25 protein-coding genes are annotated in these 25,420 nt (G+C 50.0%); 6 read left to right on the plus strand and 19 right to left on the minus strand.

Annotated elements, in window-relative coordinates:
* Positions 1–150 precede the first annotated feature (150 nt).
* Positions 151–489, plus strand: a complete 339-nt coding sequence (locus HPT30_RS12470) for an autorepressor SdpR family transcription factor (RefSeq protein ID WP_175371716.1) — start codon at positions 151–153, stop codon at positions 487–489.
* Positions 486–1,139, plus strand: coding sequence for an SdpI family protein (locus HPT30_RS12475; RefSeq protein ID WP_175371717.1), 654 nt, complete (start codon positions 486–488; stop codon positions 1,137–1,139). The genes HPT30_RS12470 and HPT30_RS12475 overlap by 4 nt, the downstream gene beginning before the upstream one ends.
* A 292-nt stretch (positions 1,140–1,431) precedes the next feature.
* Here HPT30_RS12475 and HPT30_RS12480 read toward each other — a convergent pair whose 3' ends face one another.
* The 6 genes from HPT30_RS12480 to yyaC all read right to left on the minus strand — a co-directional run bounded on the left by HPT30_RS12480 (position 1,432) and on the right by yyaC (position 8,852).
* A complete protein-coding gene (locus tag HPT30_RS12480; RefSeq protein ID WP_175371718.1) occupies positions 1,432–3,678 on the minus strand; it encodes an O-antigen ligase family protein in 2,247 nt (748 codons plus the stop codon).
* Positions 3,679–4,471: 793 nt separating this feature from the next.
* Positions 4,472–5,653, minus strand: a complete 1,182-nt coding sequence (locus HPT30_RS12485; RefSeq protein ID WP_175371719.1) for a class I SAM-dependent methyltransferase — start codon at positions 5,651–5,653, stop codon at positions 4,472–4,474.
* A gap of 77 nt (positions 5,654–5,730) precedes the next feature.
* Positions 5,731–6,546 carry a PhzF family protein gene (locus HPT30_RS12490; RefSeq protein ID WP_175371720.1) on the minus strand — a complete coding sequence of 272 codons (816 nt, stop codon included), beginning with the start codon at positions 6,544–6,546 and terminating at the stop codon, positions 5,731–5,733.
* A complete protein-coding gene (locus HPT30_RS12495; protein ID WP_175371721.1) occupies positions 6,543–7,217 on the minus strand; it encodes a DUF6483 family protein in 675 nt (224 codons plus the stop codon). Before HPT30_RS12495 ends, HPT30_RS12490 begins: the two co-directional genes overlap by 4 nt.
* Positions 7,218–7,434: 217 nt before the next feature.
* Entirely contained in the window at positions 7,435–8,232 is a 798-nt protein-coding gene (locus tag HPT30_RS12500) for an alpha/beta fold hydrolase (protein WP_175371722.1), read from the minus strand.
* 53 nt (positions 8,233–8,285) lie between these two features.
* Positions 8,286–8,852: a spore protease YyaC gene (yyaC, locus tag HPT30_RS12505; protein ID WP_312876331.1), complete on the minus strand. Its 567-nt coding sequence runs from the start codon at positions 8,850–8,852 to the stop codon at positions 8,286–8,288.
* A 142-nt stretch (positions 8,853–8,994) separates the two neighbouring features.
* Between yyaC and HPT30_RS12510 the strand changes: the two genes are divergently transcribed.
* Positions 8,995–9,219: a DUF1128 family protein gene (locus HPT30_RS12510; RefSeq protein ID WP_066365864.1), complete on the plus strand. Its 225-nt coding sequence runs from the start codon at positions 8,995–8,997 to the stop codon at positions 9,217–9,219.
* A 125-nt stretch (positions 9,220–9,344) separates the two neighbouring features.
* Here the strand turns inward: HPT30_RS12510 and HPT30_RS12515 are convergent, their stop codons facing one another.
* The gene (locus HPT30_RS12515) at positions 9,345–10,064 is read right to left on the minus strand and encodes a pirin family protein (protein ID WP_175371723.1); all 720 of its coding nucleotides are present in this window, start codon (positions 10,062–10,064) and stop codon (positions 9,345–9,347) included.
* Between the two features lie 103 nt (positions 10,065–10,167).
* Positions 10,168–11,175 (minus strand): asparaginase, encoded by a 1,008-nt coding sequence (locus tag HPT30_RS12520; RefSeq protein WP_175371724.1) that lies wholly within the window; start codon positions 11,173–11,175, stop codon positions 10,168–10,170.
* 318 nt (positions 11,176–11,493) lie between these two features.
* Here HPT30_RS12520 and HPT30_RS12525 point away from each other — a divergent pair, with 318 nt between their 5' ends.
* Together HPT30_RS12525 and HPT30_RS12530 are read left to right on the plus strand one after the other, a co-directional pair.
* Positions 11,494–11,955: a YtxH domain-containing protein gene (locus tag HPT30_RS12525; RefSeq protein ID WP_175371725.1), complete on the plus strand. Its 462-nt coding sequence runs from the start codon at positions 11,494–11,496 to the stop codon at positions 11,953–11,955.
* Positions 11,956–12,092: 137 nt separating this feature from the next.
* The gene (locus HPT30_RS12530; protein WP_246317054.1) at positions 12,093–12,413 is read left to right on the plus strand and encodes a DUF5665 domain-containing protein; all 321 of its coding nucleotides are present in this window, start codon (positions 12,093–12,095) and stop codon (positions 12,411–12,413) included.
* A gap of 200 nt (positions 12,414–12,613) precedes the next feature.
* Here HPT30_RS12530 and HPT30_RS12535 read toward each other — a convergent pair whose 3' ends face one another.
* From HPT30_RS12535 to HPT30_RS12580, 10 genes are all read right to left on the minus strand, one after another.
* Positions 12,614–13,384 carry a sigma-70 family RNA polymerase sigma factor gene (locus HPT30_RS12535; RefSeq protein WP_175371727.1) on the minus strand — a complete coding sequence of 257 codons (771 nt, stop codon included), beginning with the start codon at positions 13,382–13,384 and terminating at the stop codon, positions 12,614–12,616.
* Complete coding sequence (gene rsbW / locus HPT30_RS12540; RefSeq protein ID WP_175371728.1) at positions 13,381–13,833, minus strand: anti-sigma B factor RsbW; 453 nt, start codon at positions 13,831–13,833, stop codon at positions 13,381–13,383. The genes HPT30_RS12535 and rsbW overlap by 4 nt, the downstream gene beginning before the upstream one ends.
* An 18-nt stretch (positions 13,834–13,851) precedes the next feature.
* Positions 13,852–14,190 (minus strand): STAS domain-containing protein, encoded by a 339-nt coding sequence (locus HPT30_RS12545; RefSeq protein WP_066365894.1) that lies wholly within the window; start codon positions 14,188–14,190, stop codon positions 13,852–13,854.
* A gap of 96 nt (positions 14,191–14,286) precedes the next feature.
* Positions 14,287–15,957, minus strand: coding sequence for a hybrid sensor histidine kinase/response regulator (locus HPT30_RS12550; protein WP_175371729.1), 1,671 nt, complete (start codon positions 15,955–15,957; stop codon positions 14,287–14,289).
* Between the two features lie 18 nt (positions 15,958–15,975).
* Positions 15,976–16,845 carry a CheR family methyltransferase gene (locus HPT30_RS12555; RefSeq protein ID WP_175371730.1) on the minus strand — a complete coding sequence of 290 codons (870 nt, stop codon included), beginning with the start codon at positions 16,843–16,845 and terminating at the stop codon, positions 15,976–15,978.
* Between the two features lie 82 nt (positions 16,846–16,927).
* A complete protein-coding gene (locus tag HPT30_RS12560) occupies positions 16,928–20,599 on the minus strand; it encodes a response regulator (RefSeq protein WP_175371731.1) in 3,672 nt (1,223 codons plus the stop codon).
* Complete coding sequence (locus HPT30_RS12565) at positions 20,596–21,768, minus strand: SpoIIE family protein phosphatase (protein ID WP_175371732.1); 1,173 nt, start codon at positions 21,766–21,768, stop codon at positions 20,596–20,598. Before HPT30_RS12565 ends, HPT30_RS12560 begins: the two co-directional genes overlap by 4 nt.
* Before the next feature lie 218 nt (positions 21,769–21,986).
* Positions 21,987–22,337 (minus strand): YflT domain-containing protein, encoded by a 351-nt coding sequence (locus tag HPT30_RS12570; RefSeq protein WP_175371733.1) that lies wholly within the window; start codon positions 22,335–22,337, stop codon positions 21,987–21,989.
* A gap of 90 nt (positions 22,338–22,427) precedes the next feature.
* Entirely contained in the window at positions 22,428–22,958 is a 531-nt protein-coding gene (locus tag HPT30_RS12575; RefSeq protein ID WP_175371734.1) for a hypothetical protein, read from the minus strand.
* A 51-nt stretch (positions 22,959–23,009) separates the two neighbouring features.
* Positions 23,010–23,516, minus strand: coding sequence for a DUF948 domain-containing protein (locus HPT30_RS12580; protein WP_175371735.1), 507 nt, complete (start codon positions 23,514–23,516; stop codon positions 23,010–23,012).
* A gap of 191 nt (positions 23,517–23,707) precedes the next feature.
* On the opposite strand from HPT30_RS12580, the gene HPT30_RS12585 reads away from it, so the two are divergent.
* On the plus strand, positions 23,708–23,875 hold the full coding sequence (locus tag HPT30_RS12585; RefSeq protein WP_083205100.1) for a DUF1328 domain-containing protein: 168 nt from the start codon (positions 23,708–23,710) through the stop codon (positions 23,873–23,875).
* 388 nt (positions 23,876–24,263) lie between these two features.
* On the opposite strand, the gene HPT30_RS12590 is transcribed toward HPT30_RS12585, so the two are convergent.
* Positions 24,264–25,109, minus strand: coding sequence for a C40 family peptidase (locus HPT30_RS12590; protein WP_175371736.1), 846 nt, complete (start codon positions 25,107–25,109; stop codon positions 24,264–24,266).
* Positions 25,110–25,420: the final 311 nt, after the last annotated feature.

Here is a 25,420-nt window from a genome sequence, read left to right on the forward strand (position 1 = left end):
TTCTACTTACAGGAAAATGAATCTCCAGAACACATGGTGGACCTACTCAGTGCATCACGCAAAATAGACGACTGGGTGATTGACAGAACAGGTAAATTATCGCTATTATATATTTAGATAATTATTTAAATATCGAAGGGTCGGATAGACATGAATGAATCCTTTAAAGCACTGGCTGATCCTACCCGCCGCCAAATTATCCGTCTGTTGCGGGAGAAGAACAGGACCGCCGGTGAGATAGCCGATTATTTTAACGTCTCGAAGCCAAGCATCTCGCATCATCTTAATGCCCTTAAACATGCCGGGCTTGTGCAGGATGAGCGTCAGGGCCAGTTTATTCTGTACACCCTGAACACCACTGTTCTTGATGAGGTTGTCGGCTGGCTGCTGGAGATGACGGGGACGGGCAAGCAGGAAAGTACACAAACTCCAGGCACACTCCAGAAAGCAAGCAAACGTAATCATGCGACTAAGGAGGATGAAAGATGAGAAACATCAAATGGAAATGGCAGGATACGCTTATTGTAGTGTTGGGTCTGGCCTCACTTTGTTTTGCGTTATTCAATTACAACGCTCTGCCGGACCAGCTTCCAGCCCAATTCGGGGTTACGGGAGAAGTTAACCGGTATTGGAGTAAGGATTCCGCGATTGCCTGCCTCGGATTACTCGGCTTACTCATGCCACTGTTAATGCATTTTATACGCAGCATTGATCCGAGAAAAGAAAACTATGCGAAATTTGAAAATGCCTATGCCATGACACGTCTGGCCATGGCCCTGCTGTTCGACTTTATTTTTGTACTGGTCATCATGTATGGACTCAACATCAATCTTCCTGTAGGAAAAATTGCGATTGGTGCGGTCGGCATTCTGTTTATCATTATTGGAAATTATATGCCTCAGGTCAAAGACAACTACTTCATTGGCCTACATACCCCATGGACCCTGCATAATCCCGAGGTGTGGCGCAAAACGCATCGTTTGGCAGGCGGCCTCTGGGTAATTGGCGGACTGCTGATGATTGGAGCTATATTTACAGGGGGAATATGGAACACGGTAGTGATTGTGACAGCTTTGGTGTTGACTACCCTCATTCCGGTCGCTTATTCATGGATGTTGGCACAGCGGCTGAAGGTCTAGTATTGGCATGAGATTGCGCTCGAATCCGACGCAGCGCTCTCTGAATTCTATTCACATGTGCGGTATAATCTCATGGACGCTGGAGACAATAGGCGGCTAGAAGTTCAGGCGTTCATCCTAGTAACGACCGGGCCTTACGTTCAGTCTTTAGATCGTCGTATCTCAGGGTAAACAATAGTTCAAAGCAGCAGCAGTCTAGGGTGTGGCATTATACGCCTACCCATTAGGGATTGTTACTGCTTTTTTTATATCACAAACAAAACCAGAGCGTTGATGCTAAACTTGGCGGCGGCTACGGGTTCGGAGGGTTCTTCCGAGCGACCTGCTGACTTTTTGTCGCCAGCCATTGCAGCTTCTGACCTGCCACTTCAGCTCGTGCAGTCATTCGGAAATGTCGGTCATTCCCCTTTCCCCCACTGTGCAATTCAAGAAACCTGTATTGTTGCAGTAATTCCATACCGGTGACAGCGATCCGCACGGCATCTTCTTTATCCCCAGTCTGAAATTTGTTATGGCCCAACTCCCATATTCCTTCTATAGCCTTAGTCCATTTGAAGTAGTTATAAGTATCACTCTGCAGGGCTTTACGAATCCAATATACCGCAGCTTCTGGCTCGTTTTTCTCCATATATAGCTCTGCCATTTCCCAGTTCAGGCCTGCATGGTCTGGCGATTCCTGAAGGCCGGTCCGCAATAGCGCTTCGCGCTGCCGGTCTGGCACCAGCCTTGAAAGCTCAAGCCGTGTCTCGGTAGAGCGCGGATTCCAGTTCATGGATTGTTCCAACAACCTTACCTTCTCCGCAGGCCTAGGAGCGTAAAGCGCTGCACGATATAATAATGCTCCCCGGTCTGCACGGAATGAGCTGAGCCCTAGCATCAAGAGAAGACTGCACACTAATCCTCCTGCTATCCAGCGAGAATGCTTTCGGAGCAGGCTGTATGGCATTGGACGCAACGAGACTGCCATTCCTTCTCTTGGGGAGACAGCCAACGCTGGCAACCAGAATAGCAGCAGCCAGACCAGGCCATAGCTCCAATCAAAATCAACGGCACTATGCAGAACGAGGACCAGGAACGGTGCCAACAGATGCGGTGTCGCTCTTAAAGAACATGCCGTTGCCAGCAGCAGGACCAGAACTACTGCCAGACCTACCCCGCCCAGGTTCAGCAGCAGATCAAGGTAGCCGTTATGGGTCTGGCTGCCAACATAGGGACGGGACTGAATGGCGAGATACATATTGCGCCAGGTTCCGCCCCCGCGCCCCAGCCAGAGCGCTTCCCCCGCGAGGCGCAGGGCATCGCGGTACAACAGGCCGCGCGCGGCGACCGTGGACGACGGTCCGGTGATACGCGCGCTCATGTACATCAGGACGGCGGTGCCCCCCGCCGTCCAGCCCGCGGCCGCGAGTGCCAGCAGCGCGGCCCGGGAGCGCCCCGCCGTGCTGTGCCAGCGGCGCTCCAGCCATAGGCCGGCTAGCACAGCGCCGGCCCAGCACCCGGCCAGCAGCAGCAGGCCGGGCAAGGGCTTTACCGCCAGGCCGGCAGCGGCCAGTTGGCGGTAGAACAGCGCCGCGCAGGCCACGGGCGCGGCGCCTGTAAGTAGAAGCGGCGCGATAAGCCGCCGCTTCAACGCCAGAACGGCGGCGCAGGCGCAAGCCGCCGCCAGCCATGCGCCGCGCGACTCGCTGAGCAGCAGCGCGGTGGCGTACGGAAATAGCGGTAGCTGGCGCTGCAGCTTGGCGGTATACGAGAATAGCCGCTGCTGACACTGCAGCTTGGCCGCGTGAGGAAATAGCGGCAACTTGCGCAATAGCCTGGCGGCATACGTGAATAGCCGCTGCTGGCGCAGCAACTTGACCTCATGAGAAAATAGCCGCGACCCACGCTGCAGCGCGGCTCCGCTCCCTGCAATGCCATAACCACTCGCGACTGCAAATAGCCGCTCCAGCAGAAAGACCGCCATGACCGCGCCGAACGTGTTGGGATATTGCAGCAGTCCGGCGAGCCGTGCGCCTGTCACACTGACGTCCGGGGCACTGGTGTAAGCTACATTAAAGGGGAGCGTCAAACCAGTACAAAGTGGGAGCAACGCACTAAGACACAGAGTCACGCCAAGTCCATGCCAGCTTGCACGCAAAAGCCGGGCAGCACCCTTGCTGCCCGCGCTGCTATAGGCAATTAGAGCAAAACTAGCGTATAGCGCCCACCGTAGCATTTCATCAAAGTTAGCCTGTGCTGACAATGGACCGCGCAGCCAATGAATACCGTACAGACAAAGAATAACAACAGGTGCGGGAAGCACAATGTAGATCATTGCCGCCTCATTATTGGCTCTGCTCCCCACACTCCCTAGCAGCACTAGCTTCAGTGAAAGAAGCAAGCCGCATAACACAAACCATATTGTCAGAAAGAAATAGATTTCTCGCGTGAAAAAAAAACCTCGCAGTAAACATGCTGCTATTCCGGCAGATACGACCATTGCTACACACAAATAAGAGAACATAGTTTGCATCAAAATTTTGTGTTGATTATTGATCATTTGAATATTCCCCTGTACTACATGATGCTCATCAGTATTCCCAGCCCAGGACGCATACAAAAGGGATACCGCAAACCTTTCGATATATATTTATATTCGATAGATCTTTTGTATAGGAATTTGGGATCTCTCAAAATCAGTGCTTGCTTCGTCAAGGAACGGACTCCAGAGACCTTATTGCCTATAGATTCAAACATTCAGGAAGCTAACGGACTCCAAAGGCGTTATGGGGAGAAATCCTGTCCAAAAACCGCTGTTTGGAAGGAAATAGCGTCTTCTGAGTCCACTACATCTCCAAAACAACTTTATAGCGGCAAATAACGGCTATACGGTCCGTTAGCCCCCATTCATTAGCTCTAACCTAATGAATAATTAATTTCATGAAGTTGTTTAATGCAGTTGTTTTGATTCAGTTGTTTTGATGAAGCTCTTTTGACCAAGAACTGACTGAATATTGCATAGAGACGGACTTTGGCTACAAAAAAACCTCTTCCTCCACTGAAGCGTGGATTCGGAGGTCATTTCCGGGTTGATCCTAACGATTTCGAGCGCATTAGAACCGAGTCTTACATTCTCAACACGATATTGTTGGATCTTATGGTGTGTGTCCCGTTTGTTTCAACACGATATTGTTGGATCTTATGGTGTGTGTCCCGTTTGTTTCAACACGATATCGCTGGATCTTATGGTGTGTGCCCCATTTTTTCAATACGATATCGCTGGATCTTATGGTTTGAGCATGAGGGAAGTCCGTTATTGCAGAACAGTGTGGACTTTTGAGGCCACTATTTCCCTATGCCTCCGTCGGCAGCAAATCCGCACAAGCGCGTTCCAGATAGGGCTTGGCGCCCAGGAAATCGCGGAAGGCGGTATACTCGCGCCATTTGGCAGCATTATCACCTCCAGCGCTGCGGACAGCACGGATCAAGATGTTCTTCGGGGTATGCTCCAGGTCGATAAACTCCAAGAGCTGACTCCGGTAGCCGAGAAGGTCCAGCAGTTTGGCACGGATAGCATCTGTCGCCAGCGCTGAGAAACGCTCCTTCAGAATGCCGTGCGACAGCAGCGGATTCAACACTTCATTCTCGACCTGTGCGAATAGCTCATGCTGACAGCAAGGTACGGAGAGAATGACTGAAGCGCCCCAGCGGACCGCTTTTTCAAGCGCAGCATCTGTAGCGGTATCACAGGCATGGAGTGTGACGACCATATCAACTTGTTCCAACTCGTCGTACTTGGCGATATCACCCACCAGGAAACGAAGTTGGTCGTATCCCAGCTTCGCAGCAAGCTCGCTGCAATGTGCGATAACATCCACTTTAAGGTCCAGACCGACAATGTTCAGCTCCCGCTTCTCGCGCACCTTCAAATAATGATATAGTGCGAAGGTCAAGTATGATTTTCCGCAACCAAAATCCACGATTGTTAACGGACGTCCAGTTGGCAGATCGGCCAGTACATCCTCCACCATTTCCAAGAAACGATTGATTTGCCGGAACTTGTCGTATTTTCTCGCCAAAACCTTGCCTTCACTATTCATAATCCCCAGCTCCACCAGGAATGGTACCGGCTTCCCGTCCTCCAGGACGTATCGCTTGCGGCGGTTGTGGGCCAGGTCAGGCGTTTCCTTCTTGGTTGGGGACTTCGTCAGAATCGAGACCTTGTATTTCTTGCTAATCAGCACTTGATAATCGGCTTCTATGGTGCAGATCAATCCTTGGCGGAAGGTGTCTCTGAGTAGCAGAGTCATCTCTTCGGCTGCCTCTTCGGCCGGGATGTTGCGATGCTCCACCTTTGGTCCAATATAGTAGGCGAACTGATAATGCAGCTTGCCTTTTAACTCAACAGGCTTGATTACAACCTTGCTGTAGGCGACTTCGCCTTTGCTTCGCAGTTGACTCAGCGTCGCCGTAATTAATGTGCGGTCACTGATCACTTGTTCAATAAGAGCTTTTAAAGATTCCACAGGGCACATCTCACTTTCGGAATTAAAAATGGAGAACTATGTTCTCCTGACAGTCCATCTATTATAGCATGTCATAACAATACTGGTTATAAACAGACTGACTCCACTTGCAGTTGCCCTTTGAGTATTGTGATGGCATGACCTGTTAGAGTTATCGTCTCACTGCCTACATCTAGCAGCAGATGACCTCCGCGCTGAGAGGCCTGGTAGGCACTCAGACGGGAACGATTCAATTTAGCGGCCCAATAAGGACCGAGTGCAGTATGCGCAGAGCCGGTAACAGGATCTTCGTTCACACCTACTTTAGGTGCAAAGAAACGCGAGACGAAATCGATACCTTCTTCATTACTCTCAGCTGTTACCGAAACAGCCCTTGCAGCAAGTCCAGCCAGCAGGGCAAAGTCAGGATTCAGTCCCCGGACCAGAGATTCCTGATTCACATGAACCAGCAGATTGTCAGCGTACTGCATGATCTGCGAGATATCTCCTTCGGGTATACCGAGTGCTGCGGCCAGCCCCGGTACCTCCTGCACTAGAGTAAGTTCATAAGGCGGAAAATAAAGACTGATCCTTTCATCCTTCCGTCTTGCGGTCAGAAGTCCGCTTAATGTATGAAACCTGGCTTCTTCATCGGGAGCCAGCATTCCAGTCTCCCACAATACATGCGCACTCGCCAGAGTAGCATGTCCGCATAGCTTCACTTCCGCAGCAGGTGTGAACCAGCGCAGCCGATAAGCACCATCCTCCGGCCAGAGAAAGGCTGTCTCTGACAGATTCATTTCCGCGGCGGTTTGTTGCATAAACTCCTCTCCAGCGGGTCCCTCCAGTAGACATACGGCGGCCGGATTGCCGGAATAAGCCCGATCGGCAAACGCATCAACAATGAATAAAGGCAGGCTCATTGCAGCTCCCATTCCTTTTCCCGGTCAACCAGTCGGTTCCATTCCTGTAGCCCCTGTTTGACTTCATCAAGGGGTAGTTGTCCCTTCTCCAGTTCTTCGGGGGCCTTTAGCAACAGCCGTTCATACAATGCCTTCCCTTCAACGGCTACATCCTCCCCCTGCTCCCGCAGCCGGTACAGACTGTCCTCCGCTTTGCTATAACGGCCCTGTGATTCCAGATAGGGCAGCAACAACCGCTCTGTTTTGGCCGGAACCCGGTATCCCTGGACCTCCTGCAGTAGCTCATCGATTTCCTCCGTCATAGACAGAAGACTCCGGTCGGCCCCATGCAGATCGGCGTACAAGTACAGATGCAATGCCCGCATCGACCGGAACAGTGCTTCTTCCTTGTTGCCTGCTGCTGTGTAGATTCCGCCCTCCTCTTTGAGCAGCCTGGCTACTCCCTGAAGTTTATCGGATTCAATGATACCGCCCAACCGGAACATCTCAATGACGTCCTCGACAGACAATGAATTTAAAAGGCGGGAATTGAGCCGGAAATGCCTGTTCAGTAATTCATCGACTTCCCATAAGGCTTCCGTCGTCTTCCGTTCCTGCTTCAGCGTAAGAACCTTTGCCACCATCGCTGTCATATCCTCAATCATGCGGACAATATAATCTCTTCGGAACATACCTTACACTCCCTTCTATACCGCGGCCACAGACACAACTCCCTGCTGCCACGCTGCCTCTTTCATGTTCAACTGTGTCTTCTGTTTCCATCTTAAACGATGGACAACGGCTTGACAAAAAAAGCACTATGACGGGTCCCTCTGCATTTGAACGACAAAGAGGCAGCACCCCGTGAACCTGCGGGTGCTGCCTCTTTGTTCTCTTACAGATCAGATATTAATTTGTTGCTACAGCCTTGTCCACAAAGTCCCCGATAATCTCCGATAACCGTTCAGGGTCCTCCAACATACTCATGTGGCCCACGCCTGCAATGGTGGCCTGAGTGACGCTCGGCTTGTCCAATGTGAAGGTTCGCTCCGCAGGAACCAATCTATCCTCCGCACCGGCCACCAGTAGAACAGGCAGCTCACTGGCCGAGAGTACATCCCGGCGGTCCGGTCGCTCACGCATCGCCAGAGCGACTCCCGCAGCTCCCTGCGGAGGTGTTCTGTAGCCGATTTCCTTCGCCCGCTCCAGCAGATGCGGTGAAGACTCTACTGTACCTGGTGCGAATAGACCTGGTACAAGTCCGTCCACAAACACGTTAATTCCTTCGTTCTGAATGGTGCTGACACTCTTCAGCCGTTTCTCCTTCGCCTCATCCGTATCCGGGTAGGCTGTCGAATGGATCAGTCCAAAACCAGTCAAACGGGACGCATACCGCTGGACAAAGGACAGCGCAACATAGCCTCCCAGAGAATGGCCAAGCAGCGTCACCTTGGATAATTCCAGAGCGTCCAGCAGCGCAAGCACATCGTCGGCCATACTTTCAATTGTGTACGCCCCAAGCGGAGCATCCGATTCGCCATGTCCACGCAGGTCAGGCGCGATGACACGATAGCTGCCGCTAAGACGGGGAATCACCTTCTCCCAATATTCAGCGCTGCCGCAAAATCCGTGCAGCAGTACAATGGCTTCACCCTTGCCCTGATCACTGTAGCAGATCGTGCTTCCTTCACAACGAACTTTTTCCATGGCTGCTCCTTCTTTCTATGTAGAAGATTATGAAGCACGTTAGATATATATATTTAAGCCAAACTGCTTCCCTTGAAACGCCCATAAGCTTCCAAACCGAAACCTGTGGCGGCCGCTCCGGAAATCTGTTCTGCCATGACCATCACCCGGTGCAGCGGCGTTGTCTGCAAAGTATGATAAGGCTTGGGTCCGTTCACATCCACAATAGCCGCTATACTGTAATGCCCAATAGCCGGCAACTTCAGACCTACTGACTGTGCAGGCTGCAACGGTCCTGCCGCAGTGAGATAACTACCTCGGGTTAGGAGCGTCCCCAGACAGGCATCTACAGCAATAATAATCTGCCCAGGCGGGATCGCAGCCACCTGTGCCAGCAAATTATCTGCGTCACAGGGGTTCGGCAATGTGCCAACTACATACGGAAAGCCATAGTCCAACAGCCTGCTGCCTGTTAGCGGGCCAAGCGCATCTCCAGTGGAGCGATCCGTGCCAATACAAAGAAAGGTTACCTGTTCGATAGTATGCAGAGCTGCAATTTCCCGGAAGAACGCCGTCAGTCCTTCTGTGTCCTTCTTATATCGACGTCCATTCCCCTGCTCCCGGATCCCCATCTGCTCCATCTCCTTGTTCTCCTGCTCCGGTATTCCAAAATTCTTTTATCATTTTACACGATTTCATTCTCCTCGACAAAAAAATGGTGGTCTCGCCTGCAAACATGGTAAAATACAGGGATCAATGGTCAGAGAGGATGTAATAAACCCAATGGATTTGACACAACCAAGCCAGGAAAATGTTGAATATATGATTGAAGCCATCAAAGATAAGCTGAAAATGGCTAGTGCAGCCGCCATGCAAGCTTCTGCGTTCTCGGTAGATAATTATGAGGATATTCTCGATGTGTACGAAGTCGCTATGGGAAGCGACAGACTCAGCATTTCCCAAGTTGAGGCGCTGGTGTCCGAGCTTGGACGTCTTCGCCGCAAGTAACAGCACACAAAAAAGCCCCTTGTCTTGGTCCATTCCGCGAATGAGCCATGAAGACAAGGGGCTTTTTTCAATTAAAAATAGCAAGTAAAAATAGCAAGGTTGATTGTCCTTTAGAGGAATCCCTCTTAAGGAAGATCAATCAAAATCAGCTCCGCTGCACCATCACTGCCGGTCCCTCTAATGGTCATCTCACAGTTCTTGCGGATGCGCGCAGCATCTCCTGTTTTCAGGTCAAAACTGCCATCCGAACAAGATATCTCCACATTCCCTGAAATCACGAAAATGTGAGTTCTCCTGTGCTCCTGCTGTGGATATCGCAGCTCACGGTTTGTCTCCAGCACCGACAAATAAATAGTCGCATTCTCGTTGAATCTCAGCGCGCCATCCTCACCAGTTCCAGAAGCCACCGGCAGCAGTTTGTTGAGACGTTGCTCTCGGGGATAAAATTTCGCATCCCATCTGGGGGATAGCCCGCGCTGGTTCGGAAGTAGCCAAATCTGCAGGAAACGTACATTGCTGCTCTGCGATTGATTCTTTTCCGAGTGATTAATGCCTGTTCCCGCACTCATAATTTGGACAGTACCGGCATGAAGATCGATCTGATTGCCCAGGTCATCCTCATGGCTCAGTACCCCTGAAACCACATACGTTATAATCTCAAGATTGTGATGCGGATGCTCATGCATACCCTGCTGCGGCTTCAACTCGTTGTCGTTATGGGCCAGTAGCGCACCGAAATGCGCATTGCTGGGATCGTCGTAATCGGCAAAGGAAAAGCTGAACTCACTGTGTATCCAGTCCCTATTCGATGTATGCCTCTCTGCGGATGTGATGACTTTGATCATAATTGTTGCACCTCCATAGATGTTGATATCTTGGAACCGTACTGGTAAATAGGCGCTTTAATTATATATTTCTTACCCTCACTCATCCGCTGTCAATCATACATTAGTCGAGATTAGACTGTAGTTTGAACACCGTCTCTGCATGCCCTACTCTCGTTCCGCCGTCATTATAGATAACACCTGTGAAGGCTTCACGTAGCTTTTCCATCGTAGTCTGCTCACTGTAACCTAGTTGTTCCAGAATGCTGTAGACAATCAGGCCCCACTCTTCCTCAGAGCCGTCGAGGATCTTGAACGAGATTCCCAGCCGCTCCCGACGTAGTGCGAAGCAATAGACCCCTTTGAAACCGCCTTTGGCAATGATGTTATCATCCGCCAGCAGAATTGAATCCAAGCGTCCATGACCAGCCACCATCTCTGGATGAGCATTCATGGCTGAAGTAATGACCTCAACCGCTTTACGGGTTGGTCCATCGTCAATAAGACCGGGACAGGCCATCTTCAGATAGGCATTAGCGAGTGCCGTTAGAGGGAGGGCAAATACGGGCAAGCCGCAGCCATCCGTTCCGAGCCCGATGCTCTCCGGAGCTATGTTCGCCAAGTCTGCAATCGTATCTATAATTTCACGTTGAACCGGATGACTCGGCTGATCATATTCATCCAGCGGCAAGCCCTTCAGCTTGCTATAGGACAGAATACCCATATGCTTACCGGCACAATTATGATAAATTTTTCGCTTGTTGTAGCCGCGGATGGCTTCTTCCCGACTGCTGCGGTCCAGCGGGTAGCTAGTCGCGCAAATCATAGCCGATTCCTCAATGCCGACCTTAGCTGAGATGCTCTCCAGTGTGGACACATGGTAGCTTTCGCCCCGGTGGGAAGCCGTCATGAGCGCAATTTCCGGCGGTGTGAGGCCATAGTGCTCAGCGATCCCAGCACGAATACCAGGAATGGCCTGCATAGGTTTTGCTGCTGAACGGGTAAAGGAAACAAAGCCGGGATCCCCAGCGTATCCCTTTAATTGCCCCCCCTCCCCGACGATGGCGATATGTCCACTGTGGACACACTCCAGCAAATCCGACCGGTATTCTCGCACCAACACTGTTTCCATGATGTCTCTCCTCTTTTCTAAAAACTTCTATAAATAAATTCATGTTTAATTCCAAGAAACTATATAATCTTTCGGCTATCAGGAGTTGTTTGTAAAGCCGCAAAAACAGCCGTTTATGTGCTTATAATCCCCTCTATTGCGCCCAATCTGTAGATTTCTCCGTTAATCGTTCCCTTGCTCATTTGCTGTTTCAGCCTATACACTAACGTTTATATACCAAGTAAGATAGCTTCAGATCCCCATGAAATCCCGATGAAGGGGGCGGTATTCCCGCCTCACGATTCTGGAATACCCTATTCTGATAAGGAGTGATCGGTGATGAGTAACGTAGAGCATGAAACAGAACACGGCAGCAACTTCCTAAAAGGTGTCTTTATCGGTGGATTGATCGGTGCGGCAGCCGCCCTGCTGTTCGCACCCAAACCCGGCCGCGAGATACGCAGCGACTTGTCGGACAAGCTGTCGCTTGCCACAGACAAGACCAAGGAGGTTGCTGGGGCCGTGACGGAAAAGACCAAAGCTCTGGCAACTACCGTAGGCGAAAAGGCCTCCGACCTTGCTGACACGGTTTCCACCAAAGCCTCCGACATTTATACTACCGTCAGCGACAGTAAACAGCAAATCGCGGCCACCCTGCAAGACACCGGGAAAAAGATCGGCGAGACAGTCAGCGAAGCTTCAGCCAGCGTGGCCTCAGATGTGAAAGACGCATCTAAAGATGTAGCAGACGAAGCCAAGAACGCCAAAGAAGACGTCAAGTCTACCTATAAATCCTCCTAATGGATCAACGGTGAAAACCAGCTATGCTCCATTTATTCAATAGCCAGCTCACCGTAGCTGGCTATTGCCATGTCTTAAAGGTCGATTTTAAAAAAATATTGCGGCTAAAGAAAGCGGGGAGCGATATGGGAGATTCGATGAACAGAAGCAAAACCTATGAATTGGAGGAGCATCCCTTTGAGCTGCGGCATGAGGTCAAACGGCTCAATGCGCGGCTCGACCAAATTGCTAATTCGCTAGAAAAAGCAGAATTCAAAGATATTCTCGAAAATTATTCTAATCCGAAAAAACGGATCCTCACCAACCTGATGGCTGGCATTTCCCGGGGACTCGGGCTTTCACTAGGGACATTCATCATCCTTGGTCTGCTCGGTTATGTAGCCAGTCTGTTCATCAATGTGCCAGTCATCGGAGAATATCTGGGTGAGATTAAAAACTATATTGATGCCAACAATTAACACGCCCTGCTGCCTGCACCAGGACTTCCGTTAAACGATTGTTACGAAGCCCGGCGTATGCAGGGGGCTTTCGCTCGTTGACACAACAAAGGGTATGCTTCTCTCCGTTCCGGAGAATAGCATACCCTATCGTTCGTTAGGCAATAGCGTGCAGACGGCATCATCGATTCTGATCATCATTCATAATATCCGATCGTCATTCAATAGGAAGAATTAGACATGATCTGCTTCAGCTTCTCGGTGGCCCGCTTCTGAATTCGCGAGACACTCATCTGTGAAACGCCCAGCTTCTGAGCGATGGCCCGCTGAGATTGCCCGTCCTGGAAGGCTAGTAGCAGCACTTGCTGCTCTTGCTCCTTCAATTGACCGAGCGCCTGCTGCAAGTCCATGCGCTTCTCTACCGTTTCAAAATCATTGGCTTCCGAACTGATCAGTTCGCCAAGTGTTGCGCCGGTCTCCTCTTGGGAGAGCGGTGAATCCAGTGACACATAGTGATAACATTCCCTGCCCGCCAGTACTTCTACTGTTTCCTCCACAGATAGGTCAAGATAGTGGGCTATTTCATCCACTGCGGGCGAACGCTCCAGCCTGATCGTCAGTTCGTCGATCGCCTGCTGAACGAGGGCCCCCTTCTCCTTGATCCGTCTCGGAACTTGTATGTACCAGGATTTATCGCGCAGGAAATTCTTCATATGCCCAATCATGCTTTTCATGGCATAAGGTTCAAAAGGAATTCCCAAGCTGATATCATATTGCTGCAGCAACCGGATTAGCGCCATTTGACCAACCTGGTACAGATCCTCATAGAGGTCGGGACGATTGCGAGCGATTTTGCCGGCAGCCATTTTGACCATTGGCTCGTATTTCTGAATTAAGGTGGTGGCTATTTCATTATCTTTACTTTGCTGGTATTCCCAGATCAGGCTCACTGCTTCATTCATGGACTCGGGGGGAGTCGCTTTTTCGTTCATACTTTCTCCTCACTATAATGAAGCCGCTTGGTCAAGGTAACCACCGTCCCTCTCCCCGCCTCGCTTACTACGCTAACATCGTCCATCAGTGCCTGCATCAGGTAGAATCCCAGGCCTCCGACCTGAACGTCACTCAGCTCTTTGTCGTGCAGCGTCGTACGCTCAGCAGCCGAGTCCACGCCGTCAAAGCTCTCCCCCTCATCTTTGACAATAATGGACAATGCATCTGGGCCAACCTCAAAAATCACATCCACCAATCCATCATCCTGCCCGTAAGCATACAGTACAGAGTTGTTACAGGCTTCCGATACGGCAACCTTCATATCTTCAATGTCCTCGTACGTAAAACCCATTTTTGAAGCAATACCATATAGATTTAATCTGACGATATCGACATATTCCGCGCTGGCCGGCAACTGGAGAACTACTCTTTGCACATCATCACTCATTCTTTGTTCGGTCCTTTCCTAGTGGGAATTCTCTTGGGGGGCAAAAAACTTAGCAATACCGGTCATATCAAACAGCTTCTGAATTTGCGGAGGCACTTCTTCCACAATGAATTTAACATCCATACCATGTCTGGCTTTCAGGATCGAGAGCAGAATTCCGATGCCTGTGCTGTCGATGTATCTTAATTCTTTAAGATTAATGACGAGGTCCAGCCCAGCTTCACCCACAAGCGGCTCCATGACAAGACGAAAATCAGGAGCAACCGACAAATCGAGTTCCCCGCTTAGGAAAACTGTACATACACTGCCTTCGGTCTTAGTCTTTGCATGAAACTTTTCGCTTTTATGTGTATTCATAGACAATCTCTCCTGATATATGTTTTCTTTACCAATAACCCTAAAGGCATAGTTTTGAAACAAAAAACGGTTATTCAGACTCTGGTATTTTCTGAATTACGCATGATGAATGGACGTCCCACGCTCATTGATCAGGGTATCCTTTCGGGAATATCGTGAAATGATCTGCTTGATGCTGCCCATCTTGAGCGGCTTGCTGATGTAATCATTCATCCCTGAAGCCAGGCAGCGGTTCTGGATGCCCTCCATGACATTGGCCGTCATCGCAATGATAATAGCTGTTCCGGCAGACGGTCCGCCTCCACGCCGGATCTCGGCTGTAGCCTCCAGGCCGTCCATCACCGGCATTTGCAGGTCCATAAAGATAAATTCATAAGCATGCTTCAGCGCCAGGGCCACAGCCTGTCTACCGTCTTCGGCGACATCTGCCTCATAACCAAGCTTATGCAGCATGCTGACCATCAGCCTCTGGTTGATGGGATGGTCATCCACAATAAGCACCCTGCTGCGTTCCTCTTCACTCGGGAAAGTGTGGGCTGCTTCTTCCTTCTCTCCACTGCCCACCAGTTCTCCCTCGGGTAGAGTTGCCTGGATGGTAAAGACAAACGTAGCACCCTTCTCCTCCATCGATTCGACCCGGATATCCCCGCCCATCATCCCTACAAGGGATTTGCAAATGGCGAGTCCAAGACCGGTTCCCCCATACTTACGTGTCATAGAGGAATCAAGCTGCGAGAACGGCTGGAATAGCCGGTCGCATTTCTCCGGGGAAATCCCGATGCCTGTGTCCTTAACCGTAAACTCTACTACGATTTTATTATCCTTGCTTTGCACAGCAGACGCAACCAGGTACACTCCACCCTGATTGGTGAACTTGACGGCATTCGCGACCAAATTGATCAGCACCTGGCGCAAGCGCGCCATATCGCCGTACAGCAATCTCGGGAGCTTGTGGTCAATGAAATAGGCCAGCTCCAGGTTCTTTTTCCCGGCTTCCATAGCAAAGAGGTTGAAGACCTCCTGGATACAGGTCCGCAGCTCAAAGAGCTGCTCCTCCATCTCCATTTTACCGGACTCCATCTTCGTGAAATCCAGAATATCGTTAATAACGGTAATCAATGTGTCGGCACTTTTGCGGATAATCTCAGTATATTCCTTCTGCTCCGGCTCAAGCTCGGTCTCCATCAGCAAATCAATCATGCCCACGACGCCGTTCATCGGTGTACGAATCTCATGACTCATCATCGCCAGAAATTCCGTCTTGGCTTTGGCCGCGATCTCTGCCTCTTCCTTGGCCTTGATCAGTTCCCCATTGATCCGCTCTAGCTCCTGCGTCTTCTGCTGCAGCAGCATCGTCTGGGTCTGGTGCTTCTTGCTCGTCAAATACATATCGACAAAGCCTTCAATCTTGGATTTTAAAATCTGCGGAATGAACGGCTTCACCATATAATCAATGGCCCCGGCGGAGTATCCGGCAAACAGATGCTCCGCCTCCCTGCTGTTAGCTGAAATGAAAATAATCGGGATATCCTTAGTCTTATCTCTGGCCTTGATCAACTTGGCGGTCTCAATGCCATCCATACCCGGCATCTGTACGTCCAGTACAATAACTGCGAATTCATACTTCAACAAACACCGCAGCGCTTCCTCGCCGGAGGTGGCTTTGACAAGCTTATATTGCTGACTCTCAAGCACTGCCTCCAGCGCCAGCAAATTTTCAGGACGGTCGTCTACCAACAGTATATGAATCGGCTCTTGAAACCCCATGGGACCCTCCTAAGCACACTATTTGATCTTCCGATAGATTTTCTCTACTCTGTCCAGGGGTTCGTAACTATCGCTGTACCTGGTAAAATGAATGGATTCCTTCGAGCCAAGCACGAGCACGCCGAACCGGCCAAGGCTTTCATTAAACAACCCGTGCACATGGTCTCGCAGGTCATCATTGAAGTAGATCATTACATTTCGGCAGAAAATAACATTGAATTCGTTGAACGAGGTGTCTGTAGCCAGGTTATGCTCGGCAAAAATAATATTTTTGCGCAAATAGGGCTGCAGAATCACCGAATTGTATTTCGCTGTATAGTACTCTGAGAATGCGCGGGTCCCGCCCGCCTCCAGATAATTCTTAGTATACTGCTGCATTCTGCTGATCTCGTATACGCCTTCCTTAGCCTGCTGCAGAGAACGGTCATTCATGTCCGTCGCGTAGATGCGTGCCTTGTCATACAGCCCTTCTTCATGCAGTAAAATTGCCATGGAGTATACTTCTTCGCCTGTAGAGCAGCCAGCATGCCAAATGCGGATGTAAGGGTACGTCCGCAGCAGCGGAATGACCTTCTGGCGGAAGGTCAGGAACAGCCCCGGGTCCCTGAACATTTCCGTTACGGGAATAGAAAGGCTGTAGACAAAACGTTCAAAACAGGACCGGTCATGCAGCACTTTCTCCTGCAATGCAGATATGCTGGATAGATTCTCTGCATGGACATGATGCCAAATTCTTCGCTTCAAGGAAGGTAGCGCATAATTGCGAAAATCATATCCGTATAAACGATGTACCCCGTCCAGGAGCAGTTCAATCTCGATTTGCTCTAATTCGTTCTTGCCCCCGGACAATGTAGGCTGACTTTCATATCCGTGATCCATTGCTGTCATGGTTATCCTGACTCCTTGCCACTACACCATCCCAGGGATGATCTGTTTATTAATCTTTAAGACTATTACCCCAAAATCATGGTTACGAATACAACCACACCCGCATTAATGAAAGAAGCTGATCGGTCTCGATCGGTTTCTTCATATAATCGGAGGCTCCAGCCTCTATGCATTTAGCCCGATCCTCTTTCATTGCCTTCGCTGTAAGTGCGATAATCGGCAGCTTCTGGTACTGCGGCATCTCACGAATCCGGCGCATAGCCTCATATCCGTCCATCTCCGGCATCATCATATCCATCAGCACCAGGTCGAAATCCTCCTGCTCCACGAGCAGGTCCAGTGCTTCACGGCCGTTCTCGGCGAACTTCACTTCCATATTGTAGCCTTCCAGTACGCTGGACAGAGCAAATACATTCCGTATGTCGTCATCGACGAGCAGTATTTTTTTGCCGTCGAACAGTTCCTCTTTATTATGAAGCTTCTGAAGGATCTTGCGCTTGTCTTCTGGCAAATTAGCCTCCACCCGATGCAGGAACAGCGTGGTCTCATCCAGTAGCCGCTCCGGAGAACGAACATCCTTGATGATGATCGACTCCGCGTATTTGCGCAGCCGCATCTCTTCCTTGGTGTCGAGATCCTTGCCAGTGTAGATGATGATAGGCAGATCATTCAGTTCCTCATCATCGCGAATCTGATCCAGCAGTTCAAACCCGTTCATATCCTCAAGCATGAGATCCAGTACCATGCAGTCATATTTCTGCTTGCGCAGCTCAGCCAGCGCTTCGCCGCCGCTGGATACCGCAGTGATGGCGACATCATCGTGGCCTATCAGCTCCATGATGGAAAGACGCTGAATCTCATCATCCTCCACAATTAGGAGATGCTTAAGCGTGCTGGACGTATAGTTCTCGATTTGCGAGAACGCCCGCTCCAGCGCTTCGCGGGAAGAGGGCTTGCGCAAGTAAGCCATCGCGCCCATCATGAGTCCCTGCTTCACCTCGTCGCTCACAGAGATGACATGAACAGGGATATGCCGGGTCTGTGAGGAACCCTTCAGCTCCCGCAGGATAGACCAGCCGTCCATAACCGGCAGCTGGATATCAAGAATAATGGCATCCGGCAAATAGGACTTGGCCATTTGCATCCCGGTATCTCCCTGCAGAGCCACCAGCCCTTTAAAGCCGCGGCCACGGGCCATACCGAGCAGAATCTTCGCGAAGCTCTCATCATCTTCAATGATCAGCAGCACCTTATCGCTGGTACTAAGTTCCTCGCGATCATCGTCTACAACAACCAGCTCTTGAATCTCTGTAACGGTAAAGGCGTTGGTAGTTTTGACCGGCAGCAGTTCTTCGACATAGCCGGCCAGATTCACCGCTTCACTTGTGGCGGCAGCCTCTGCGGTTCCCAATAGCTGACTGTAATTCGCTTGAACCGGCAGGTACAGCGTGAAGGTGCTGCCTTGCCCTTCCCGGGAATCCAGTACGATTGCCCCACCCATTAAGCGGGCCAGTTCGCGGCTGATAGACAGGCCGAGGCCTGTGCCCCCATATTTGCGGCTGGTCGTTCCGTCCACTTGCTGGAACGCTTCGAACACGAGATCCGTCTTGTCTGCCGGAATGCCGATGCCGCTGTCCTTCACAGACAGGGCGATGTATTCGGCTTCAGGAGGCAAATAGACGGGCACATTCCCTGTTACCGGGCTTATAGAAAACTCGACGAATCCTTCACTTGTGAATTTGAAGGCATTGGAGAGCAGATTCCGCAGAATCTGCTTCAAGCGGTGGCTGTCGGCAATGATGATCTCCGGCAGCGGTTCGCCAATGTGTGTACGCAGGGATAGACCTTTCTTGAGTGCCTGCGCACCGAAATTCTGCTTCACGAAGCTGTTCAAATCAGCCAGCCGAATCTCTTCGTGATTCAGCTCCATTTTGCCAGCATCGACCTTGGACAAATCAAGAATCTCATCGATCATCTTCAGCAGATCGGCGCCTGACATATAGATGGTGTGCGCAAATTCCACTTGCTTATCGTTAAGATTGCCTTCTTTGTTCTCCGTGAGCAGCTGTGAGAGAATCAGCAGACTGTTCAGTGGTGTCCGCAGCTCATGGGACATATTCGCCAGGAATTCCGACTTGTATTTACTGGTCACGGCCAGCTGCATCGCCTGCTTCTCCAGTTGACCACGGGCATGCTCAATCTCGTCCTTCTTCTCCTCGACTTCCTGCACCTGCTCCTCTAAGGCGCGGGTCTTGGCAATCAGTTCCGTATTGTAATGTTCCAGCTCTTCCTGCTGGCGCTGCAGCAGTTCTTCGGAGCGTTTAAGCGCGTCCGTCTGCTCTTCCAGGTTCTCATTGGAGCGGCGCAGCTCCTCTTGTTGGGTCTGCAATTCCTCCGACTGACATTGCAGCTCTTCTGTCATCGCTTGCGATTCGCGAAGCAGTTCCTCTACAACAATCCGACGTGTAACATTATTAAGAATAATACCCAGGTTGTTCGCAAGTTGGTGTAACAGTTCCGTCTGCAGAGAGGTAAACGGTTCAAATGAAGCAAACTCCATCACGCCCAGCAGTTCATCCTCGAACAGCACAGGATGAATGGAAATATGATCGGGCTGAGCATGACCAAAACCGGAAGCCACCTTGATGTAATCATCCGGTGCCTGCTCGAGCTTAATCGGCTTCTTGTCCAGAGCGCACTGTCCGACAAGCCCCTGACCTATAGCGAAGCTTCCCTTCGGCTCCTTCTCACCGTCTGCGGCGTAGCGGCCGCTACTGCGCAGAGACTCTGGATTATTGGGGTCTTTCAAATAAAGCGCTCCGTACTGAGCACTCAGTATAGGGGTGAATTCATTGATAAAGGTCTGGGCGATGCCGTCCAGCGAGCTAACTCCACGCAGCAGCTCCGTAACCTGGGCTACATTGGCATTGAGCCAGGACTGATCGTTCTGTGCCTGAGCGTAGGCTTTTTCCATCTCCTGCTTCTGCTCGATATCCTCAGCCATTTCCTTGAACACCCGGGCCACTTCGCCGATTTCATCCTTGGAAGTGACTTTGATCCGGCGAATAGCCCTGAGCCTGCCGTTGCCGAAGCTGCTGATCATCATCGATATCACATTCAGACCGCGCGTAATACTGGGAATGACCCACAGTATCACTCCCAGCCCCAGCAGCAGACCCGTAATCATGATCAGGGTAACCATTTGGATGGAGCTCTGGTAGGCCTGCTCCGCCTGGGCAGCTTGTTCATTCTGCTTATAGTAGTTATAGTCAGACAAGCTGTTCAGGCTCTCAAGCACCTCATTCTGTACATCCTGACCCTTAGCGTTGCGGTAGGCATTGGCGCTTTGGATGTCGCCCGCGGCAAGCATCACCATCGCCCGTTCCTGATAATCCTTATAAGCGGAATAGGAGTTCTCAATTCTTTTGACAATCTGAAGTTCTTCGGCACTAGTCATCGATTCCTTGATGTTATCCAAATATTGATCTACTTTGGCAAGTTTCCCGTTAATCTCGCTCTTTTGCGACTCGATAGCCATAGAATCTGAATTCAACATCGAAGTTGTCAATATACGCGCCATATCGTTTACTTCTCCGCGCATGCCGGAAGAGTTTCGCCCCTTCTGATACCGGTCCTGATAACTGTCTAGCTGATGGTTCATATAATTTAACCGGTCATATCCAATAAGAGTGAGGGCAAACATAATCGCCAGCAGTGCACTGAACCCGATAAGAAGTTTGGCTTTGATCTTCATTCCTTCTCTGTCTCCTTCTTCAGTGAGATCCAGACCAGGCACTTGTCATCATCGCGTTCCCGGTCCAGCTTTTCATTAAAGAATGCAGCCTGCATCGCTTCTTCCTGCCACGCATGCCCACCTCGTAAATGGCCAATCATAAAGTCCAGCTGGTCCTCCTGTTCACCCTCTGCCATCTCCAGCAACCCATCAGTGTACAGTACCAGATGACCTTCCTCCTCAAAGCTGACGCTTTGCGGCTGGGCTTCCATACGATCAAACAGACCAACTGGATGGCAGTTGCTCTTCAGCAGCACCGGCTCCTTGCTATCACCTTCGAAGAATAGTGCCGGCGGATGTCCTGCATTGACATAATCAATACGGCGCATGCGTGTATCAACGACCATATAAATGGCTGTGAAATAATACTGCACAAGTGACTTCTCAATATAAAGCTGGTTAAAACGCCGGTTCAGTTCTTGCACGACTTTCTCCGGCTCAACATAGGTCGTGACTGTGTCTTTCAGCACGGAGGCAATGAACATACAGAATAGGGACGAGGAGATTCCGTGACCCATCATATCCAGAAGAATGACGCCGTAGCGGCCGTCCCCTAAGTCGTACCAAGCATATAAATCCCCCGCCAGTTCAAAGGACGGCTGATAAATCGCATGGACCTCAAAATCCTCTCCCTCAATCGGCAGGCTAAGTACTGCATTCTGCACAAGTGCCGCAAGCTTCAGCTCATCCTGTATGCGCTGATCCCGCTCTTTATGCCAGTCCTTCTCCTGCTTTAGCCGTAACGCCAAGCGGATTCTCGCCATCAGTTCCACCTTGTTGATCGGCTTCGTGACATAGTCTACAGCTCCAGCGTCCAGCGCTTCGGCCAGTTTTTTCGAATCGCCTACAGCAGTAACCATAATAATTGGAATATCCTTGAGATGCTCATACTGCTGAACTACACGACAAGCTTCAATCCCATCCATCTCCGGCATCATCATGTCCAGCAGGATCAGATCAATGTCCGAGTGCCTGGACCGTCCTTCCGGATTATTCTGGTCTATGCCCAGAAGATCCAGCATCTCCTTGGCAGAAGAGGCCGTGATGAAATTCCGGTAGTCTTCTTTTTTCAGGATCTCACGGATAATGATCACATTAGTCGGATTATCGTCCACGATTAGAATTCTCATTATCGTCACCTCGCATGAGTAGTATATCGACCGTAACATCCTGTACAACCTGTATCTTCATAATCATACGATACTTGCTAAGACGGTTCCATTCACAACCTTAACATACAGGGCAGCTGATCTGCCTAAGGAATTCAACAAAGTAACCTCCAGCCCCACTACACCTAGTGGTTCTGGAGGTTACGTTATTGGACTATTTGTTCTTTACAAGACTAGCTTCATATTAAACGAGCTCTCCGGGCAATGACAAGAACTTTCCCCCGGTCCAGCTCCTTCTCGTAGAAATCAGCTTCTGCGTCGTTGAATCCGAGCGAAGTGATCTTGGAGCGAAGCTCGTCCCCGCGTGAGCGGAACAGGTTGGCCATTGTACCAAACAGTCCTTCTTCTGATAAGCCAACTTCATTGGAGTCAGCAATGTCTGCAATTCTTTCTTCACGTTCCTGGTCATGACTGATTACATAAATGTCTTCCTTGCTGTAACCGCTGCTCCGTAGTTGATTCACTTCCTCTATCGCCTGAACACCGTTCTCTACCACCTTAGCATACGACCCAGTACCGATTGAATCCATGATCTCACTCTCCTTTAGTTAAGGTTAAGAGCCACTGTGACAAAAATACAGCTGATCTTTCATTAACCTCAATTCCCCCTATTGAAACGGTTAGGAAGAATTCCCATCGAACAAATCAATGCCATCCCATGCTCCGGTCGCCGGATTCCGGTAAATCTTGAGCGCTACATTTCCCCTCATATATACATCGCCATCCTCAGCCACAAAATACGGGGTTCCCAGCAATTCACGCAAAATATCCTTCTCCGGTTCAATCTTTATCCCGTTAATTAACAAGCCATAAAGCCGTGCCTGAACGGGGGCAACATGAACATAGATCACTTGTCCTGCATATACTCCTGCTGACATGTCTTCATATTGGTACTCCAGACAATCAAGCCAGGGATCTTGGGCTATGTGAAGCGGTGTCCCCTTGATCAGCAGCAATTCTTCCTGTGTGGTATTCAGCGAAACGCCCGCCAGGGAATCAAAGCTATCCAAGTAAGTTGTGGGACGGGCTGCATATAGCAACGACGAAACTACCTGCGCCTGCGGCGCCAAGACGGCTGCGGAGTCTTGTTTCTGCGGACCCGCATCCAACATCGGAGAAAGGAGACTAAGCAATAAAATGATCATATTCATCTTGTTGTTCCGCCTTTCTGATCTGCTTCCGTCTTGTCCGTTACACCGTGCCTAAGGCCGGAACTTCTTCCAGAGGGTCGCTGCCACATCCACACCCTTCAGTACGGCGGAGACTTTGCCCCCTTCTTTTTTGGCATAAGTCTCTTCATAAGACTTCACCGTACGTTCCTCAGATGGGGTCAATGGGGTATCATCAATGGATACTTCCTTCCGCTTGTCCTTCAGTTCCCGGGATTTGCGGTATTTCTCAATGACGGTCACAGATACTTGCTTTGCGGTTAGCGTCAGTTCATTCATGACCTCGCCCAGGTTCTTCACCGAGTCCATGATGGGATCGATCTTCTGAAGCTGATTCTGTACATCTACCGTAATATCGTTCGCATGCCGGACTGTGGTTTTCACTTCGTACGTAAGCTCATCAATGGTCTTTTGGACCTCCTGCAGCGTTTGGCTGACATTATCGAGAGAATCTTTTGCCGAACGCAAGGTTTTGATTAAAAAGAAGACGAGTACAGCGAATGCGACAGCCACAAGGGCTACGCTAAGTTCAATAATCATATCCAAAAACCCCTTCCAAAATCATAAATGAATGATGGCTAACCTGCCTTAATACTGCATAGTTACCCCTTCCTGAAAAAGCTTAAACAACTTGTCAAGCGTCCTGAAGACTATTCTTAGATCCCTTGTTTCAATGCCCTGCCCCACCGTTTATACAATGACTATCGACAAAACGAAAGGGTGAACTTATCATGCTAAAATGGTCTGTAATCCTGCTAGTGATTGCCTTGATTGCCGGAATCTTCGGTTTCTTCAATCTGGTAGCCGCGGCTGCCGGCATTGCCAAAGTCCTGTTCTACATCTTTCTTGTGCTCTTCATCGTCTCGCTCTTTACCGGACGCAGAGGAAGATCAATGTAATCATCGCTTATTCCCAAGTCCCTGTTTTGAAGATTAAATTAAATATTGTTTGTAATTCCACGGCCTCCTTTTGGTTTACTAGGATAGTAGCAATCACAATAATGGAAAAACGTCCCAACCAATACCTGACTGGGTAAAGCCCGGGTTCAAGTCCCTGCTTTCTGCGTATGTATTTACACCATAACTCTACCATAGCCCCAGGAAATGGTGCCTGTCCATGGTTTTTATTCCAGAAGGATGCCTAAGTCCCGGCAAAATCCATCAAAAGAAGAGGCTATCCCCACAGTAGATCATCTACTGAAGGAATAGCCTCTTCCCTGTACCCGCTTGTCGTTCACCCGTCACATACTCTTGCTGCCGCTCCTGTGCCTTGATTTACTTATCTATATCAGCGGATGACCGATCCTCCGTATAGGAAACGGTTCATCCAAGAAGCGCTTAAATTATCCACTCTAACCCCGCCGGAAGCAACAGAGTAGGTGTGCAGAACTTTGTTGTCGCCCAAATAGATGGCAACATGTGTAATTCTTTCAGTCGACTTATTAACACCAGCATAGGCCGATGCGGAATTCCCGCGGTAACTCATAAAGAACATCAGATCCCCGCGTTTTAATCCAGAGATATCCTTAACCACGGTACTATTCTGCTTCACCCAATCCCCCTGCTGACGGGAATCTGCGGGCAGCTTCACAACACCAGCATCCATGAATATTTGGCGGATAAAATCGGAGCAATCGAAGGTATTCGTGTTGTTCCGGCTGGAACCAAACTCGTATGGTGTTCCCAAATATCCCATACCCGCACTGATTACCCGTTCTACTGCATTGCTCGGATTGGGAACAACAGGAGCTGGCGTTGGTGTCGGTGTTGGTGCAGGCTTAGCTGGCTTACTGCCCGCGCTGGTCAGAGATATATACTGACTCCCCGAGCTGACATACCCGACATCACCACTAGCAGACTGTACTTTATAGAAATAACTGTTCGTCACTTCCAAAATGGAGACGATTTCACCCTTCTGCAAATACTTCAGCACATTGCTGTTCACAGATGGGGCGGTACGCAGACGAACACTGGATTCAATTTTGGCAGACTGTCCGGCAGAAGCCACAACCATAGATGAATGAAGCGATTCGGATTGGGCGGACGCCTGCTGAGGGCTGACAACCCCAAGCGTCAACGCAAGTGCAGCAGAAACCCATAATGTAGATGTAAGCTGTTTGTGTGACTTGATCATTCCGTTCCTCCGGTTAATTGAAGTAAGAACCAACAAGTGTGCGCGCTACATTTGTTGCTTTCTGCCCTCATTATAGGCTTGACCGGGATTAAGAACATGCCCCAAATTTCATAAATAAGTATGCCACTTTATGGTAAGATACAGGTCTATAGTCGCGATTCCTCCTTGGATTTGGTGGAAGATGGAATGTATTAGGTAAATAGAATTCCCACCTAGGCTTTAGGTTCCAAATGACCTGCAAGCCCCCCACATTCACCATGAGACAATATCTTCATAAATAACTCCCAAATCCGCTGCTCCCCTACTGTTCT

It is taken from the genome of Paenibacillus agri (genome assembly GCF_013359945.1).
In the GTDB taxonomy this organism is placed as follows: domain Bacteria; phylum Bacillota; class Bacilli; order Paenibacillales; family Paenibacillaceae; genus Paenibacillus_AQ; species Paenibacillus_AQ agri.